Genomic DNA, 15,647 nt, shown 5'->3' with positions numbered 1-15,647 from the left:
CGTTCTCATTCAGTGAGTGAGGGTGACTTTGCTCAAGTGCCGGGGTTGATCAGGGTCCATGCCGCGGGCCTTGGCCAACTGAGCGGCCATGACGTAGAAACTCTGGATGGCAAGGATCGGGTCCAGCGCGGGATGGGCCGCGCGGCCCAGGGTTAAATCCCGTTGCTCGATATCGTCCGGCGCGGCCAACAACACGCGGGCGCCCTGTTTGCGCATGTCAGCGGCAAAGCTCAACAAACCGGCTTGCTCTGCACCACGCGGGGCGAAAATAAGCAGTGGGTAGTGTTCGCCGACCAGCGCCATGGGGCCGTGCCGCACTTCGGCACTGCTGAACGCTTCGGCTTGAATCGCCGAGGTTTCCTTGAACTTCAGCGCGGCTTCCTGAGCGATTGCAAACCCGGCGCCACGGCCGATCACCAACAACTGTTGGCAGTCACGCAGCGCCTCGACAGCTGGGCTCCAATCCTGTTGAGCGGCTTCACGCAGGTTGTCCGGCAGCGCCAGGCCGGCCGCCAGCAGCGCGTCGTCTTGCTGCCAATGACCGATCAAACGGGCGCTGGCGCTTAGGGTAGCGATGAAACTTTTGGTCGCCGCAACGCTGCGTTCGGCCCCCGCGCACAGCGGCAATACATATTCGCTGGCGGCTTCCAGGGGTGAATGTTCGGCGTTGACCAACGCAATGCTCAAGGCGCCGCGCTCACGTAGGGTGCGCAGGCTGTCCACCAGATCGGGGCTTTGGCCGGACTGAGAAAAAGCGAAAACCGTTTGACCCTGAACATGCATCGGCGAGTGCTGCAAGGTGACCACCGACATCGGCAACGAGGCCACCGGCACACCGGTCAGTTGCATGGTCAAGTAAGCAAAATAGCTGGCGGCGTGGTCAGAACTGCCACGGGCGACGGTCATGATGACCTGCGGTGCCGCTTGACGCAGGCGCTCGGCGACGTGCACCAAGGACCGGTCCAGCGTGCGTAACTGGCGCTCGACGGCATCGCCGGACGACAGGGCTTCTTCAAGCATTTTTGAGTTCAAGTTCAATGGCTTCTCCTTCGACCATAACGGCCTGCACCTTCAGTGAACGATCCAGTTCTACGCAATCAGCCCAGCTGCCGATTTGCAAGCGTCCACGCTCTTCCAGACCTAAATAATCAGCGGGAAATTGTGACAAACGTTGTGATGCCTCAGGCAGCGGCACGCCGATTTTCACCAGATTGCGCAGCGCTTGGTCCATAGTCAGCGTGCTGCCGGCCAATGTGCCGTCCGCCAAACGAACACCGCCCAGGCATTTGGTGACGGTGTGGCTGCCGAGCTTGTATTCACCGTCAGGCATGCCCGCAGCGGCGGTCGAGTCGGTCACGCAGTACAGGCGCGGTATGGCGCGCAGGGCGACGCGCATAGCGCCGGGGTGAACGTGCAGCAGGTCGGGGATTAATTCGGCGTAGTGCGCGTGGGCCAGCGCCGCGCCGACAATTCCCGGCTCTCGGTGATGCAGCGCACTCATGGCGTTGTACAGGTGCGTGAAGCTGGAAGCGCCCGCATCGAGGGCGGCGACACCCTCTTCGTAACTGCCCAGCGTATGCCCCAGCTGCAGCCTGATGCCGCGCTGGCTCAGCTCACGGATCAGTTGCAGATGCCCGGCAATTTCCGGGGCAATGGTGATCACTCGGATCGGTGCCAGGCTCAGGTAATGTTCTATTTCCGACAGCAAAGCGCTGTGGGCGAAATTGGGTTGTGCGCCCAGCTTGCTGGGGTTGATGAACGGCCCCTCCAGATGAACGCCCAATACCCGCGCGGTGCCGGGTGGTCGTTGCACGCAATAATCACCCAGCGCGCTCAACACCTCGGTAAGTTCTTCCGGAGGGGCGGTCATGGTGGTGGCTAATAATGACGTTGTGCCGAAGCGCAGGTGGGTGCGAGCGATGGTGTCGAAGGCGTCACGGCCTTGCATGATGTCTTTGCCGCCGCCGCCGTGAATGTGCAGGTCGATAAACCCCGGCAGCAGGTAAGGCAGGTCATTGGTTTGCGGATCGCAGGGTTGACCCGGGATAGCGGTCACGCGGCCGTCTTGATGCTCAAGATGGCCGAGAATCCAGCCCTGGGGAGTGAGAATGTTGTGATCGGACATCGGTAGCTCCGGCAGTGTGCTTTAACAAAAATCGATCAGTCAGCGCCGAAGTTCGGCGACGAAATCGTAATAGTCGTCACGGCAATAAGTGTCTGTCAGCTCAATGGGCGTGTTGTCGTCGAGGTAGCCGATGCGCGTCATCAGCAGCATGGCGGTGCCGGTTTCGATGCCGACCAGCGCGGCAAACTCGGCCGAGGCGTTTATTGCGCGGATGTGTTGTAAGGCGCGCACAACCGGGCGACCGATGCTGTCGAGGTACGCGTACAGCGAGTCACCTACGGCGTGGGGATCGGGTAACAATTTTGCGGGCAGGGTGCTCATTTCGATGGCCATGACGGTGCCATCGGCTTTTCGCAATCGTTTCAGGCGCGCCACGTTATCGGTGGGCGATAGGCTCAAGCGGATCAGCTCATCGTGGGTCGGCAGGGCGATTTCGCGCTCGATCCATTGCGAACTGGGGGTAAAACCTTTCAATCGGAGCATTTCGCTGAAGCTGGAAAGCCGTGATAAGGGTTGTTCCAGGCGTGGCGTGATAAAGGTGCCGGAGCCTTGATGGCGTCGGATCAAACCCTGATCCAAGAGTATTTCCAGCGCTTTGCGTGCCGTGACTCGGGAGATACCGAGGAGTTCGCTCAAGTTGCGTTCGGACGGAAGTGCCTGCTCGGCTTTCCATTGGCCCGCATGAATAGCGGCTTCGATATTGCGAGCGAGCTGTAAATAAAGCGGCGTTGCCTGAGTGTCGTCAGGGCGCAAGGCAAGAATTGGATTCATAGTGAAGCCCGCAGTCGGTATGACCCCAAGCTAATACCACTTGGATACCACGTCAATACCAATCAAAGACCACTTGCCGATGCGAAGTGTCAGACGCCGGGTTTGATCAGGGCCGAATTTCGATCATGGTGCCGTCTTTGACCAAGCTCCAGACTTCGCGCATGTCGGTGTTGTTCATGGCGATGCAGCCATCGGTCCAGTCCAGCGTCTGGAAGTACCATTCGGGGTAGTTCTCATCCACCGGGGTGCCGTGAATCATGATCATGCTGCCCGGATTAACGCCTTCGCGACGGGCGCGGGCCGAGTCGCTGATGTTCGGGTAAGAGATGTGCATCGATAAGTTGTAGGCGTCGCTGACCTTGCGCCAGTCCAACCAGTAAAACCCTTCAGGCGTGTGCCGGTCGCCTTCACGGAGCTTTTGCCCCTTGGGGAATTTGCCCAGTGAAACGCGGTAGGTTTTCAGTGCTTCGCCGTGGCTGATCAACTGCAACTGATGGGAAGATTTGAGCACCAGTATCTTGTCGACGGTGCGTTCTGAGATGTCCTGGGTATCGATGACTTTTTGCCCAAGAAACGCCTGCTCGCTGCCCTTGGGAACGATGATCTTGGTAAATTCGGCCTGCGAAAACGACGCGAAGCACAGGCAGAAAGCGGCGAGAAACCAACGCATTGAAACGGTATCCCTGGGTGAGGTAAAAGCGGCCTTCGCGGCAGCGTTGTGAAATCAGGTTTTTTTCGTCGGTTGCGAAGGCAGAATGGCTCCTGATCGCACCGGGTAAACCTGCTTGATCCGGTCTGCATAAAAATATTCTAGAGTACGTCTCACGGTCTGGAAAGCCAGCTCTGACCACGGGATCTCGTGTTCTTCGAAGAGCCGCACTTCAAGACTCTCGACCCCAGCCGCAAAATCCAGGCTCACCAGATCGGCACGATAAAACACGTGAACCTGGCTGATGTGAGGCACGTCGACCAACGTGTACAGCGTCATGTTGCGCAACGTCGCGCAGGCTTCTTCGACGGTTTCGCGGCGGGCCGCGTCTTCTACGGTCTCGCCGTTCTCCATGAAACCGGCTGGCAAGGTCCAGAACCCGAGGCGCGGCTCGATGGCGCGGCGACAAAGCAGCACCTGCGTTCCCCAAACGGCTACGGCCCCGGCGACGATATTCGGGTTTTGGTAATGAATGGTCTGACATGTTTCACAGACAAAACGCAGGCGACTGTCCCCTTCGGGGATGCGCTGGACGACCGGGTTACCGCACTGGCTGCAAAATTTCATACGGGGCTGGATTCCTGAAAGCAGCCGCTATCTTGGCGCGACGCATCAAGGTCGGCAAGTCGCCGGTGTAATTCGTCGGTGCATTTAAGGACAAGAGCACCGTCAACTTGTCCTACAGGGGCTTGGGCGCTTCGTTGCTTTGGTGCATGATGCCAAGTAAGCAACAGAGCCGAGATCCCCATGCTGGACAAGCTACTTCGCCGCGTAAGCAGTCACATACCCAACACGCTTGAGGCGGGCCCCGGCTTCCCAGAGGCTGCGGTGTTATTGCCCATCACTCGCAGTGAACAACCGGAGTTGATATTGACCCTGCGCGCCAGTGGTCTGTCGACCCATGGCGGAGAGGTGGCGTTCCCCGGAGGTCGCCGTGATCCCGGTGATCCAGACTTGGTGTTCACCGCGTTGCGTGAAGCCGAGGAGGAAATTGGCCTGCCGCCGGGACTGGTTGAAATCATCGGCCCGCTGAGCCCGCTGATTTCAAAGCACGGCATCATGGTCACACCCTACGTCGGGCTGATTCCCGACTTTGTTGAGTACCGGCCCAATGATGGCGAGATCGCAGCCGTGTTCAGCGTGCCGTTGGAGTTCTTCCTTCAAGACACCCGCGAACACACTCACCGCATCGATTACCAGGGCCGCAGTTGGTACGTGCCGTCATACCGGTATGGTGAATTCAAAATCTGGGGCTTGACCGCGATCATGATCGTTGAGCTGATCAACGTGTTATACGACAGCAAAATCAGCCTTCACACACCGCCCGACCGCTTCATTACCTTCGATAGCTAGCGCTTCACCCACGGCCACAGAGCCTTGAGGACCAACAAGATGAAATTCCGCCTGGGCGACTCCCGTGTAGAAACCGATCCTAAAAGTTGGGTCGCACCCACTGCCACGCTGATTGGCAAAGTCAAACTGGAGGCGGGCGCCAGCGTCTGGTTCGGCGCCGTGCTGCGCGGCGACAACGAGCTGATTCATATCGGCGAAAACAGCAATGTGCAAGACGGCACGGTGATGCACACCGACATGGGGTCACCGTTGAACATTGGTAAGGGTGTGACCATTGGCCACAACGTCATGCTGCACGGCTGCACCGTCGGCGATTACAGCTTGATTGGAATAAATTCGGTGATTCTCAATGGGGCGCGGATCGGCAAGCATTGCTTGATCGGCGCCAATTCATTGATTGGCGAGGGCAAGGTCATTCCCGACGGCTCGCTGGTGATGGGTTCGCCCGGCAAAGTCATGCGCGAACTTACCGATGTGCAGAAGAAAATGCTTGAAGCCAGCGCTGCACATTACGTTCATAACGCCCAGCGCTATGCCCGTGATCTGGCGCCGCAGGACGATTGATGAATCCTGAGCGCCGTGTCGCGTCGCCCTGCGTGAGCATCTGTTGCCTGGATGACGCCGATATTTGCCTCGGCTGTCAGCGCACTGTCGAGGAAATCACCGGCTGGAACCGGATGGACAACGCCGAGCGCCGTTTGGTGCTGGGCCTGTGTAACGAACGGGCGCGTGCCAGCGGCATGCTCTGGCAAGTGGGCGCCAAACCGTCGTCTTGATTCGGCGGCTCACTGGTCCGGCCTCAGGCCCTCTGCCGGCCGCTTCGTGGTAAATTGCGCGCCTTTGCTTCTCCCCCGAGTCGTGCGCCACAGCGGGCGAACTCGATGACCTGCTCCACGAGGACCTGAAATGACTCAAATCGGAACGCCACTGTCGCCTACTGCAACCCGTGTAATGCTCTGCGGTTGCGGTGAGCTGGGCAAGGAAGTGGTCATCGAGCTGCAACGTCTGGGCGTCGAAGTGATTGCCGTCGACCGTTACGCCAACGCGCCGGCCATGCAGGTTGCCCACCGTAGTCACGTGATCAACATGCTCGACGGCGCCGCCTTGCGTGCTGTGATCGAGGCGGAAAAACCGCACTACATCGTGCCGGAAATCGAAGCCATCGCCACCGCGACCCTGGTTGAACTGGAGTCCGAAGGCTTCACGGTCATTCCAACTGCTCGTGCTGCGCTGTTGACCATGAACCGCGAAGGCATTCGTCGTCTGGCGGCTGAAGAGCTGGACCTGCCGACTTCGCCCTATCACTTCGCCGACTCCTTCGAGGACTACAGCCAAGCGGTTGCAGACCTTGGGTTTCCGTGCGTCGTCAAGCCGGTCATGAGTTCGTCGGGCAAAGGCCAAAGCCTGCTGAAAACCACCGACGATATACAGAAAGCCTGGGAATATGCGCAAGAAGGCGGCCGCGCTGGCAAAGGTCGGGTGATCATCGAAGGCTTCATCGATTTCGACTACGAAATTACCTTGCTGACGGTGCGTCACATCGGCGGCACGACGTTCTGCGCGCCGGTCGGTCATCGCCAAGAGAAGGGCGATTATCAGGAGTCCTGGCAGCCCCAGGCCATGAGCCCGGCGGCATTGGCGGAATCGGAACGGGTTGCCCTCGCCGTGACCGAGGCTTTGGGTGGTCGCGGTGTGTTCGGCGTCGAGTTGTTCATCAAGGGCGATCAAGTGTGGTTCAGCGAAGTGTCACCGCGCCCGCATGACACGGGTCTGGTAACTCTGATTTCCCAAGACCTTTCGCAGTTCGCGCTGCATGCACGAGCGATCCTGGGTCTGCCAATTCCGTTGATTCGTCAATTCGGGCCCTCGGCTTCGGCGGTGATTCTGGTCGAAGGCAAGTCCACCCAGACCAGCTTTGCCAACCTTGGCGAAGCTCTCAGCGAGCCCGATACCGCGCTGCGTCTGTTCGGCAAACCGGAAGTCAACGGTCAGCGCCGCATGGGCGTCGCCTTGGCGCGTGACGAATCGATTGAGTTGGCGCGAGCCAAAGCCATGCGCGCTTCAAGAGCGGTGAAGGTTCAGTTGTAAGCGGGCGCCGCTTTCCCGAATGAATTTGGTCCCAGAAGGTTGTTTTTCTGTGGGACCGAATTTGTTCGGGAATGACCTTAATACGGTCTATCAGGCAATCGTATCCAGATCCCGTTCCCGGGTTTCTTTCAGGCACAGCACAGCGATCAAGCTGAGCAGTGCTGCCGCGGATACATACCCACCGACCCAGCTTAAACCACCCATTGCTACCAGCTTTTGCGCGAAAAACGGTGCCGCGGATGCGCCGACGATGCCGCCGAGGTTGTAGGCCGCTGACGCGCCGGTATAACGCACGCGAGTCGGAAACAGTTCGGGCAGCAGTGCCCCCATTGGCGCGAACGTTACGCCCATCAAAAACAACTCGATGCACAAGAACAGCGCGACGCCGCCGGTCGTGCCGTGGGTCAGCAGTGGTTCCATGGTGAACCCGGAAAGTACCGCCAGCACACCGCCAACAATCAACACCGGTTTACGCCCGAAGCGATCACTGGCCCAGGCGGATAAGGGCGTGGCAGCGGCCATGAACAGCACCGCGAAACACAGCAAGCCAAGGAACGTCTCACGGCTGTAACCGAGAGACGCCACGCCGTAGCTCAAGGAAAACACCGTTGAGATATAGAACAGCGCGTAACACACCACCATCGAAGCAGCGCCGAGCAGCATTGGCCGCCAGTAGTGGCGGAACAGTTCAGCGATCGGCAATTTGACTTGCTCATGACGGGCGATGGCATTGGCGAAAACTGGTGTTTCTTCAAGCTTCAACCGCACATAGAGGCCGACCATCACCAGTAATGCGCTGAGCAGGAACGGAATGCGCCAGCCCCATGAACGGAACTGTTCGTCGGAGAGGGTCATGGCCAGGGTCAGGAACAGCCCGTTCGCTACCAGAAAGCCAATTGACGGGCCCAGCTGGGGAAACATGCCGAACCAGGCGCGCTTGCCCTTGGGCGCGTTCTCCGTGGCGAGCAAGGCCGCACCGCCCCATTCACCGCCAAGCCCCAGGCCTTGGCCGAAACGCAGCACGCATAACAGCGTCGGCGCCCAGAAACCAATGGTGGCGTAGCCCGGCAACACGCCGATCAGGGTGGTGCAGACGCCCATCAGCAGCAGCGAGGCGACCAGGGTCGATTTACGCCCGATGCGATCACCGAAGTGGCCGAACAGCGCCGAGCCCAGTGGTCGTGCCAGAAAGGCGATACCGAAGGTCAAGAATGCTGCCAGCATTTGCGCCGAGCTGGAGGTCTGCGGAAAGAATACCGGGCCGATCACCAGTGCTGCAGCGGTGGCGTAGACGTAGAAGTCGTAGAACTCGATGGCGGTGCCAATGAAGCTGGCAATGGCAACCCGTCCGGCCGAGTTGGCCGGTTTGACGACGGACGCGTCGTCAGTAAACCTCATAGAACTGGTCATGCAGGTGTCCCCGATGAAATTTTTATTGTTGTAAGGCTGCGTGCTGGGTAGGGCATTTTAGTACAGCGCCAGGCAGAGGTGCGACGGGCTAGACCACTGCGCGAGTCATGCCGTTGTGCCACATCATCACACGAGTGACACGATTGTCCTCGGTCTCGAGAATTTCCAGTCGGTACGGCCCAATTTTCAGGCACACCGAACTTTCCGGAATGGTTTCCAATGCTTCAGTCACGAGGCCGTTCAGGGTCTTGGGTCCGTCGGACGGCAAATGCCAGCCCAGAATCTTGTTCAGCTCACGAATCGAGGCGGCGCCTTCAATGACCAGGCGGCCATCGGCTTGCGGATGGATGTGGGGGTTATCCAAATCCTGTTCGTTTTCAAACTCGCCGACGATTTCTTCGAGAATATCTTCCAGGCTGACAATGCCTTGAACCTCGCCATATTCATCCACTACCACGCCAAGCCGGCGCTGTTGCTTGTGGAAGTTCAAGAGTTGCAACTGCAACGGGGTGCTTTCTGGTACGAAGTAGGGTTCGTAGCACGCGGCTTTCAGGTCTTCTTTGGTGAGCTTGGCCGTTGGCAACAAATGGCTGATCTGACGGGTGTTAAGCACGCCCTCAACCTGATTGATGTCGTTGTGGTACACCGGCAGCCGCGTGTGGCGAGAGATGATCAATTGTTCGATGATGCGCTCAATGGTGTCATCCAGATTGACCCCGTCGACTTCGCTGCGCGGCACCAGGATATCGTTGACGGTAATGCTGTCCAGCGCATGAATCCCGGAGATCACGTGTGAGCGCGCTTGATGCTCCTGCGCGCCGTCGTGAAGCATGACAGCGAGGGGGATTTCATTGTCGTCTGCTTTACGGATATTCGGTTTGTCGGTGACGCCGAAAGGGCGCAACAACCCGTCGGCAATGGCCGAAAACAGGTATGCCAGCGGGTAAAGCAGCTTCATGGGCAGGCGCAAGACGCTGTTGCCCAGCATCAAGATGGCATCCGGGTAACGTGCCGCCAGCTTGCGCGGCATGAACTCGGCGAAGATGAGCAGGCCACTGCTGACCAGTATCCACGCCAGCGTCGGACCGTTGAAGTACCAGAAATTCAAGGCCAGCAGCGTGCTGATGATCGTGATCAGCACTTTGATGAGGGTATTGCTTAGAATCAGGCTGGCAGGCTTGAACGCCAGTTTCGGTTTGCTGGCGTCGGTGCTGCGACCGCTAGGGCGCGATGCCTTCAAGTGCAGCGCTGCGCTTTCCACAGCGGTTAGCAAGCCGCACCACAACAGCAATAAAACCAATACGCCAAGCATTGGGCCGATGGGCAGGTTATTCATGATTCGAGTGCCCGTCAGATGTGCAGAATGAATTCGCGTACCAGCTTGCTGCCGAAAAACGCCAGCATCAACAAGCAGAAACCGCCCAAGGTCAAACGAATAGCCTTATGACCGCGCCAGCCGAGGCGATTGCGTCCCCACAACAGCACGCTGAACACCAGCCACGCCAGGCAGGCGAGCAGTGTTTTGTGCACCAGATGTTGAGCGAACAGGTTCTCGAGGAACAGCCAGCCCGAGATAAGGGACAGCGACAGCAGGATCCAACCCGCCCACAGGAAACCGAACAGCAGGCTTTCCATGGTTTGCAGTGGCGGGAAATTTTTGATCAGGCCCGATGGATGCTTATGCTTGAGGCGATGATCTTGCACCAGCAACAGCAAGGCCTGTAACACCGCGATGGTGAACATGCCGTAAGCCAGAATCGACAGCGCGATGTGGCTCAGAATGCCAGGTTCTTCATTGATGATCTGTACCGTGCCACTGGGGGCGAATTGACCGAGCAGCGCGGTCACGAGTCCTAGCGGGAACACCAGCACCAAGAGGTTTTCCACCGGGATTCGCGCGCAGGCGATCATCGTCACAACAATGATGGCGATGGCGATCATGCTGGCGGCGCTAAAAAAATCCAGCCCCAAGCCGATCGGCCGGATCAATTGGGAATAAAGGGCGACCGTGTGTGCGAGCACCGCAAAGGTGCCAAGCAGGCAAAGCAGCCGTTTATCGGCCTTGGCGCCTTGCTTCAAACGAAGCGCTTGATAGAGGGTCGCAGCGGCATATAGACAAGCGGCGGCGAGGCTGGGTAGCAGACTGGGTGGCAAGGGGAGCATAAATCCTGTTAGGCAAGCCCGAAAGGCGCTGAGTTTCGCATAGAACTGACATTTGACGAAAGACTACAGAAGCAGACTCCATGGTGTCCGTCCAGCAGAGTCTTCGCTATAATCCGCCACCTGCTCAAGTCGCAGGCTCGTCGAAGGCTATTTTCAACAGCTGTTTAGCCTCTGCTTATAGGCAGGGCTACCACGAGCCGGGCCGCACCAACCGTGGGTTCACCAGGAACCTGAAAGGATCGCGCATGTTTGAAAATCTTACCGAACGTCTATCGCTGACGCTGCGCCATGTTACTGGCAAGGCCAAGTTGAATGAAGACAACATCAAGGATACGTTGCGCGAAGTGCGTATGGCGTTGCTCGAAGCCGACGTCGCCTTGCCAGTGGTCAAAGACTTCGTTAATAAGGTCAGAGACCGCGCTGTCGGCACCGAAGTGTCGCGCAGCCTGACACCGGGTCAGGCGTTCGTGAAGATCGTTCAGGCCGAACTTGAAGCGTTGATGGGCGCGGCCAACGAAGATCTGGTGCTCAACGTTACGCCGCCCGCTGTCGTGTTGATGGCCGGTCTGCAGGGTGCGGGTAAAACCACCACGGCCGCCAAGCTCGCGCGCTTCCTGAAAGAGCGCAGAAAGAAAAGCGTCATGGTGGTGTCAGTCGACGTTTATCGTCCTGCCGCCATCAAACAGCTGGAAACCCTGGCTAACGAAGTCGGCGTTACCTTTTTCGCCTCCGACATCAGCCAGAAGCCAGTCGATATCGCCCTGGCAGCCATTAAAGAAGCCACGCTCAAATTCATCGACGTCGTTATTGTCGATACCGCCGGCCGCTTGCACATCGATGTCGAAATGATGGGCGAGATTCAGGCCTTGCACGCGGCAGTCAAGCCGGCCGAAACCCTGTTCGTGGTTGACGCCATGACCGGTCAGGATGCCGCCAATACCGCCAAGGCTTTCGGCGATGCGCTGCCATTGACCGGTGTAATTCTAACCAAGGTCGACGGTGATGCACGCGGTGGTGCTGCCCTGTCGGTTCGGGCCATCACTGGCAAACCGATCAAGTTCATCGGCATGGGCGAAAAGAGCGACGCGCTCGAACCGTTCCACCCGGACCGTATTGCGTCGCGCATCCTTGGTATGGGCGATGTGCTCAGTCTGATCGAGCAAGCCGAGCAGGGCCTCGACAAAGAAAAAGCCGACAAGCTCGCGCAAAAACTGAAGAAGGGTAAGGGCTTCGACCTCGAAGACTTCCGCGACCAGCTGCAACAGATGAAAAATATGGGCGGCCTGGGCGGTCTCATGGACAAACTGCCAAGCATCGGCGGCATGAACGTGGCTCAAATGGGCAACGCTCAAGGCGCGGCTGAGAAGCAGTTCAAGCAGATGGAAGCCATCATCAACTCGATGACTCCGGCCGAGCGGCGTGACCCGGACTTGATCAGCGGCTCGCGCAAGCGTCGGATCTCTTTGGGTTCAGGTACTCAGGTGCAGGACATCGGCCGCCTGATCAAGCAGCACAAACAAATGCAGAAAATGATGAAAAAGTTCTCTGCAAAAGGCGGCATGGCAAAAATGATGCGCGGAATGGGCGGAATGATGCCCGGCCGCACCGGCCCGAAAATGTAATTGCAGTACCCCTCACTGGGAGGTTCGCCTCCAGTAATTCCGCTTCTGGCGGGATTGAAATGCCGCTGTTTACAGCGGCTCCATAGCAGATCTCAGTGGCATGCCGGCAGGCGCCTGAAAAAGACATTTGCAAAAGTGCGGATATTCCTTAGAATATGCGGCCTTTCGGGCACCTATGCCCGTTGTGCATCTTAGATTTGCAGCACGACTACAGGAACGATGCTTATATGCTTACCATCCGTCTTGCCCTTGGCGGCTCCAAAAAGCGCCCGTTTTACCATTTGACCGTGACCGACAGCCGCAACCCGCGCGACGGTTCACACAAAGAACAAGTTGGTTTCTTTAACCCGGTTGCTCGTGGTCAAGAAATCCGCCTGTCTGTGAACAACGAACGCGTTGCCTACTGGCTGAGCGTTGGTGCACAACCTTCTGAGCGTGTTGCTCAGTTGTTGAAGGACAATGCTAAGGCTGCGGCCTGAGCAATATGAACGCGACGCCAACCATTGCAGATGATTTGATCGTTATCGGCAAGATCTACTCTATTCACGGCGTTCGCGGCGAAGTGAAGGTTTTTTCCTTTACTGATCCAATTGGTAACCTCCTGGATTACAAACACCTCACGCTTCGGCGCGACGGTGAAGTACGACAGGTAGAGCTGGTCAGTGGACGCTTGCAAAACAAGTTTCTGGTGGCAAAGATCAAAGGTCTCGATGACCGTGAAGAAGCTCGTCTTCTGGCCGGCTTTGAAATCTGCGTTCCGCGTAACCTGTTCCCTGATCTGACCGACGGCGAGTACTACTGGTACCAGCTTGAAGGTCTCCAGGTCATTGACCAACTCGGGCAATTGCTCGGGAAGATTGATCACCTGCTGGAAACCGGCTCGAATGATGTAATGGTGGTCAAGCCTTGTGCAGGCAGCCTGGATGATCGCGAACGCTTGCTGCCCTATACAGAGCAATGCGTGTTGGCAGTCGACCTTGGTGCCGGCGAGATGAAGGTGGATTGGGATGCGGACTTCTAAGCGAAATGGCTAGCCTGCGCGTAGAAGTGATCAGTCTGTTCCCCGAGATGTTTTCCGCCATCAGCGACTACGGCATTACCAGCCGTGCGGTGAAACAAGGGCTGCTACAGCTGACTTGTTGGAATCCGCGGGACTACACCACTGATCGTCACCACACTGTTGATGATCGCCCTTTTGGCGGTGGTCCGGGCATGGTGATGAAGATCAAGCCTCTGGAAGATGCTCTGGTTCAGGCCAGGCAGGCAGCAGGGGACGCGGCGAAGGTTATTTACCTGTCGCCACAAGGCCGTCAGCTGACTCAGTCGGCGGTACGCGAACTGGCGCAAGGGGAGGCTTTTATCCTCATCGCAGGTCGTTATGAAGGCATTGACGAGCGTTTTATTGAAGCTCATGTCGATGAAGAGTGGTCGATTGGCGACTATGTACTTTCCGGTGGCGAGCTGCCGGCGATGGTCCTGATAGATGCGGTTACGCGGCTGCTGCCTGGAGCTTTAGGGCATGCGGACTCTGCGGAGGAAGATTCCTTCACAGATGGTCTGCTGGATTGCCCGCACTACACCCGACCGGAGGTGTATGCGGATCAGCGTGTTCCCGACGTGTTGCTAAGTGGCAATCACGCACATATCCGGCGTTGGCGTTTACAGCAGTCCCTTGGGCGGACCTATGAACGACGACCCGATCTTCTGGAAAGCCGCTCGCTTTCTGGAGAAGAGAAAAAGCTGCTGGCGGAATATATTCGCGAGCGGGACGATAGTTAACGTATCGATGGTAGATCTTGACGATCTGCCTTAGGAGCACAGCATGACTAACAAAATCATTCTGCAACTCGAAGCTGAGCAGATGACTAAAGAGATCCCTCCCTTTGCCCCGGGCGACACTGTTGTCGTTCAGGTGAAAGTGAAGGAAGGCGACCGTTCGCGTCTGCAAGCGTTCGAAGGCGTAGTAATTGCCAAGCGTAACCGTGGTGTGAACAGTGCTTTCACTGTTCGTAAAATCTCCAACGGTGTTGGCGTTGAGCGTACTTTCCAGACCTACAGCCCGCAAATCGACAGCATGGCAGTGAAACGTCGCGGTGACGTTCGCAAAGCCAAACTGTACTACCTGCGTGACCTGTCCGGTAAAGCAGCTCGCATCAAAGAAAAACTGTCCTGATTTCAGTTTTTTCCGTGTAAAAAAGCAGCCTAAGGGCTGCTTTTTTGTGGGCTGAATAAAAGTTTCTGTAGGAGCCAACTTGTTGGCGAGAGGGCTTGATGTGTTCTGCCAGACTCACCGCCTCGCCAACAAGACGGTATCTACACAGGGATCGTCCTGCGCTCTCTTTTGTGAAAAACTCCCTCTATTCCTTTTTTTGCAGAAATCGCTTACCTATGCCCGCCATCGACCACCCTTTGATCGACCGTTTTCTAGATACCTTATGGTTGGAAAAAGGCCTGTCGGATAACACTCGTGATGCGTATCGCAGCGACTTGGCTTTGTTCAATGGTTGGCTCCAGGAACAAGGCATTGAGCTTGATCAGGCCGGTCGTGAGCTGATTCTGGATCACCTGGCATGGCGCCTGGAAAAAACCTATAAGCCGCGCTCGACGGCGCGCTTTCTGTCAGGTGTTCGAGGGTTCTATCGGTATTTATTGCGCGAAAAGCTGGTCCATGTCGATCCGACGTTGCAAGTCGATATGCCGCAATTGGGCAGGCCGTTGCCAAAATCCTTGTCTGAAGCCGACGTCGAGGCGTTGCTGGCCGCGCCTGACTTAAGCGAAGTCATCGGTCAGCGTGACCGCGCCATGCTCGAAGTGCTTTACGCCTGTGGCCTGCGAGTCACTGAATTGATCAGCTTGACCCTTGAACAAGTGAACCTACGTCAGGGCGTATTGCGGGTGATGGGCAAGGGCAGTAAGGAGCGCTTGGTGCCGATGGGGGAGGAGGCTATCGTCTGGATCGAACGCTACATGCGTGATGCTCGATCTGAGTTGCTCAACGGACGCCCAAGCGATGTGCTGTTCCCCAGCCTGCGCGGTGAGCAAATGACCCGGCAGACGTTTTGGCACCGGATCAAGCACCACGCCATGGTCGCAGGCATCAGCAAATCGCTGTCGCCGCACACGTTGCGCCATGCGTTCGCCACGCATTTGCTCAATCACGGCGCCGACCTGCGCGTGGTCCAGATGTTGTTGGGACACAGTGATTTATCCACTACGCAAATCTACACCCATGTGGCCCGCGCACGGTTGCAAGAGCTGCACGCCAAACACCATCCGCGAGGGTAAAGCGCAGGTGTTTTTCCGACCGGTCCTACATCAGCCGAAGTCGGCCTCGCAGCCCTTATGTGATAGGCTTTGCCGGTTAGCAAATTGGGCATTACTAAAACGCCTTCGGTCCTGCGCGATC

General features: G+C 57.4%; 17 protein-coding genes and 1 pseudogene. 10 read left to right on the top strand and 8 right to left on the bottom strand.

Annotated features, from left to right (window positions below; genetic code table 11):
* Nucleotides 1-9: 9 nt before the first annotated feature.
* The 5 genes and pseudogenes from RHM65_RS25200 to RHM65_RS25180 form a co-directional block, all read right to left on the bottom strand.
* Nucleotides 10-1,032 carry an SIS domain-containing protein gene (locus tag RHM65_RS25200; protein WP_322170773.1) on the bottom strand — a complete coding sequence of 341 codons (1,023 nt, stop codon included), beginning with the start codon at nt 1,030-1,032 and terminating at the stop codon, nt 10-12.
* A complete protein-coding gene (gene nagA / locus RHM65_RS25195) occupies nt 1,013-2,125 on the bottom strand; it encodes an N-acetylglucosamine-6-phosphate deacetylase (RefSeq protein ID WP_322167993.1) in 1,113 nt (370 codons plus the stop codon). The genes RHM65_RS25200 and nagA overlap by 20 nt, the downstream gene beginning before the upstream one ends.
* 39 nt (nt 2,126-2,164) lie before the next feature.
* Nucleotides 2,165-2,896 carry a GntR family transcriptional regulator gene (locus RHM65_RS25190; protein ID WP_322167994.1) on the bottom strand — a complete coding sequence of 244 codons (732 nt, stop codon included), beginning with the start codon at nt 2,894-2,896 and terminating at the stop codon, nt 2,165-2,167.
* 106 nt (nt 2,897-3,002) lie between these two features.
* Nucleotides 3,003-3,419 (bottom strand): annotated as a pseudogene (locus tag RHM65_RS25185) (L,D-transpeptidase family protein); the annotation flags it as partial.
* 201 nt (nt 3,420-3,620) lie between these two features.
* The gene (locus RHM65_RS25180) at nt 3,621-4,172 is read right to left on the bottom strand and encodes an NUDIX hydrolase (RefSeq protein WP_322167996.1); all 552 of its coding nucleotides are present in this window, start codon (nt 4,170-4,172) and stop codon (nt 3,621-3,623) included.
* A 180-nt stretch (nt 4,173-4,352) separates the two neighbouring features.
* Between RHM65_RS25180 and RHM65_RS25175 the strand changes: the two genes are divergently transcribed.
* The 4 genes from RHM65_RS25175 to purT all read left to right on the top strand — a co-directional run bounded on the left by RHM65_RS25175 (nt 4,353) and on the right by purT (nt 7,046).
* Nucleotides 4,353-4,958, top strand: coding sequence for a CoA pyrophosphatase (locus tag RHM65_RS25175; RefSeq protein ID WP_322167997.1), 606 nt, complete (start codon nt 4,353-4,355; stop codon nt 4,956-4,958).
* A 39-nt stretch (nt 4,959-4,997) separates the two neighbouring features.
* Entirely contained in the window at nt 4,998-5,522 is a 525-nt protein-coding gene (locus tag RHM65_RS25170) for a gamma carbonic anhydrase family protein (RefSeq protein WP_322167998.1), read from the top strand.
* Nucleotides 5,522-5,734, top strand: coding sequence for a DUF1289 domain-containing protein (locus tag RHM65_RS25165; protein WP_416194758.1), 213 nt, complete (start codon nt 5,522-5,524; stop codon nt 5,732-5,734). The genes RHM65_RS25170 and RHM65_RS25165 overlap by 1 nt, the downstream gene beginning before the upstream one ends.
* A gap of 130 nt (nt 5,735-5,864) precedes the next feature.
* The gene (gene purT, locus RHM65_RS25160) at nt 5,865-7,046 is read left to right on the top strand and encodes a formate-dependent phosphoribosylglycinamide formyltransferase (RefSeq protein WP_322168000.1); all 1,182 of its coding nucleotides are present in this window, start codon (nt 5,865-5,867) and stop codon (nt 7,044-7,046) included.
* A 90-nt stretch (nt 7,047-7,136) separates the two neighbouring features.
* On the opposite strand, the gene RHM65_RS25155 is transcribed toward purT, so the two are convergent.
* The 3 genes from RHM65_RS25155 to RHM65_RS25145 form a co-directional block, all read right to left on the bottom strand.
* Nucleotides 7,137-8,444: an MFS transporter gene (locus RHM65_RS25155; protein WP_416194785.1), complete on the bottom strand. Its 1,308-nt coding sequence runs from the start codon at nt 8,442-8,444 to the stop codon at nt 7,137-7,139.
* A gap of 100 nt (nt 8,445-8,544) precedes the next feature.
* Nucleotides 8,545-9,792 (bottom strand): HlyC/CorC family transporter, encoded by a 1,248-nt coding sequence (locus RHM65_RS25150; RefSeq protein WP_322168002.1) that lies wholly within the window; start codon nt 9,790-9,792, stop codon nt 8,545-8,547.
* 14 nt (nt 9,793-9,806) lie between these two features.
* Nucleotides 9,807-10,619, bottom strand: coding sequence for a cytochrome C assembly family protein (locus RHM65_RS25145; RefSeq protein ID WP_322168003.1), 813 nt, complete (start codon nt 10,617-10,619; stop codon nt 9,807-9,809).
* A 245-nt stretch (nt 10,620-10,864) separates the two neighbouring features.
* Here RHM65_RS25145 and ffh point away from each other — a divergent pair, with 245 nt between their 5' ends.
* The 6 genes from ffh (at nt 10,865) to xerD (ending at nt 15,526) form a co-directional block, all read left to right on the top strand.
* Nucleotides 10,865-12,241, top strand: coding sequence for a signal recognition particle protein (gene ffh, locus RHM65_RS25140; RefSeq protein ID WP_322168004.1), 1,377 nt, complete (start codon nt 10,865-10,867; stop codon nt 12,239-12,241).
* Nucleotides 12,242-12,468: 227 nt separating this feature from the next.
* Nucleotides 12,469-12,720, top strand: a complete 252-nt coding sequence (gene rpsP, locus RHM65_RS25135) for a 30S ribosomal protein S16 (protein WP_297846527.1) — start codon at nt 12,469-12,471, stop codon at nt 12,718-12,720.
* A 5-nt stretch (nt 12,721-12,725) separates the two neighbouring features.
* A complete protein-coding gene (gene rimM, locus RHM65_RS25130; RefSeq protein WP_322168005.1) occupies nt 12,726-13,262 on the top strand; it encodes a ribosome maturation factor RimM in 537 nt (178 codons plus the stop codon).
* A 5-nt stretch (nt 13,263-13,267) separates the two neighbouring features.
* The gene (gene trmD, locus RHM65_RS25125; RefSeq protein WP_322168006.1) at nt 13,268-14,020 is read left to right on the top strand and encodes a tRNA (guanosine(37)-N1)-methyltransferase TrmD; all 753 of its coding nucleotides are present in this window, start codon (nt 13,268-13,270) and stop codon (nt 14,018-14,020) included.
* A gap of 43 nt (nt 14,021-14,063) precedes the next feature.
* Nucleotides 14,064-14,414, top strand: coding sequence for a 50S ribosomal protein L19 (rplS, locus tag RHM65_RS25120; protein WP_296248607.1), 351 nt, complete (start codon nt 14,064-14,066; stop codon nt 14,412-14,414).
* Nucleotides 14,415-14,629: 215 nt separating this feature from the next.
* On the top strand, nt 14,630-15,526 hold the full coding sequence (gene xerD, locus RHM65_RS25115; RefSeq protein WP_322168007.1) for a site-specific tyrosine recombinase XerD: 897 nt from the start codon (nt 14,630-14,632) through the stop codon (nt 15,524-15,526).
* Nucleotides 15,527-15,647: the final 121 nt, after the last annotated feature.

It is taken from the genome of Pseudomonas sp. CCI4.2 (assembly GCF_034350045.1).
Classification (GTDB): Bacteria; Pseudomonadota; Gammaproteobacteria; order Pseudomonadales; family Pseudomonadaceae; genus Aquipseudomonas.
The sequence above is the reverse complement of the archived record's forward strand: the minus strand, read 5'-3'. Positions and strand labels throughout refer to the sequence as shown.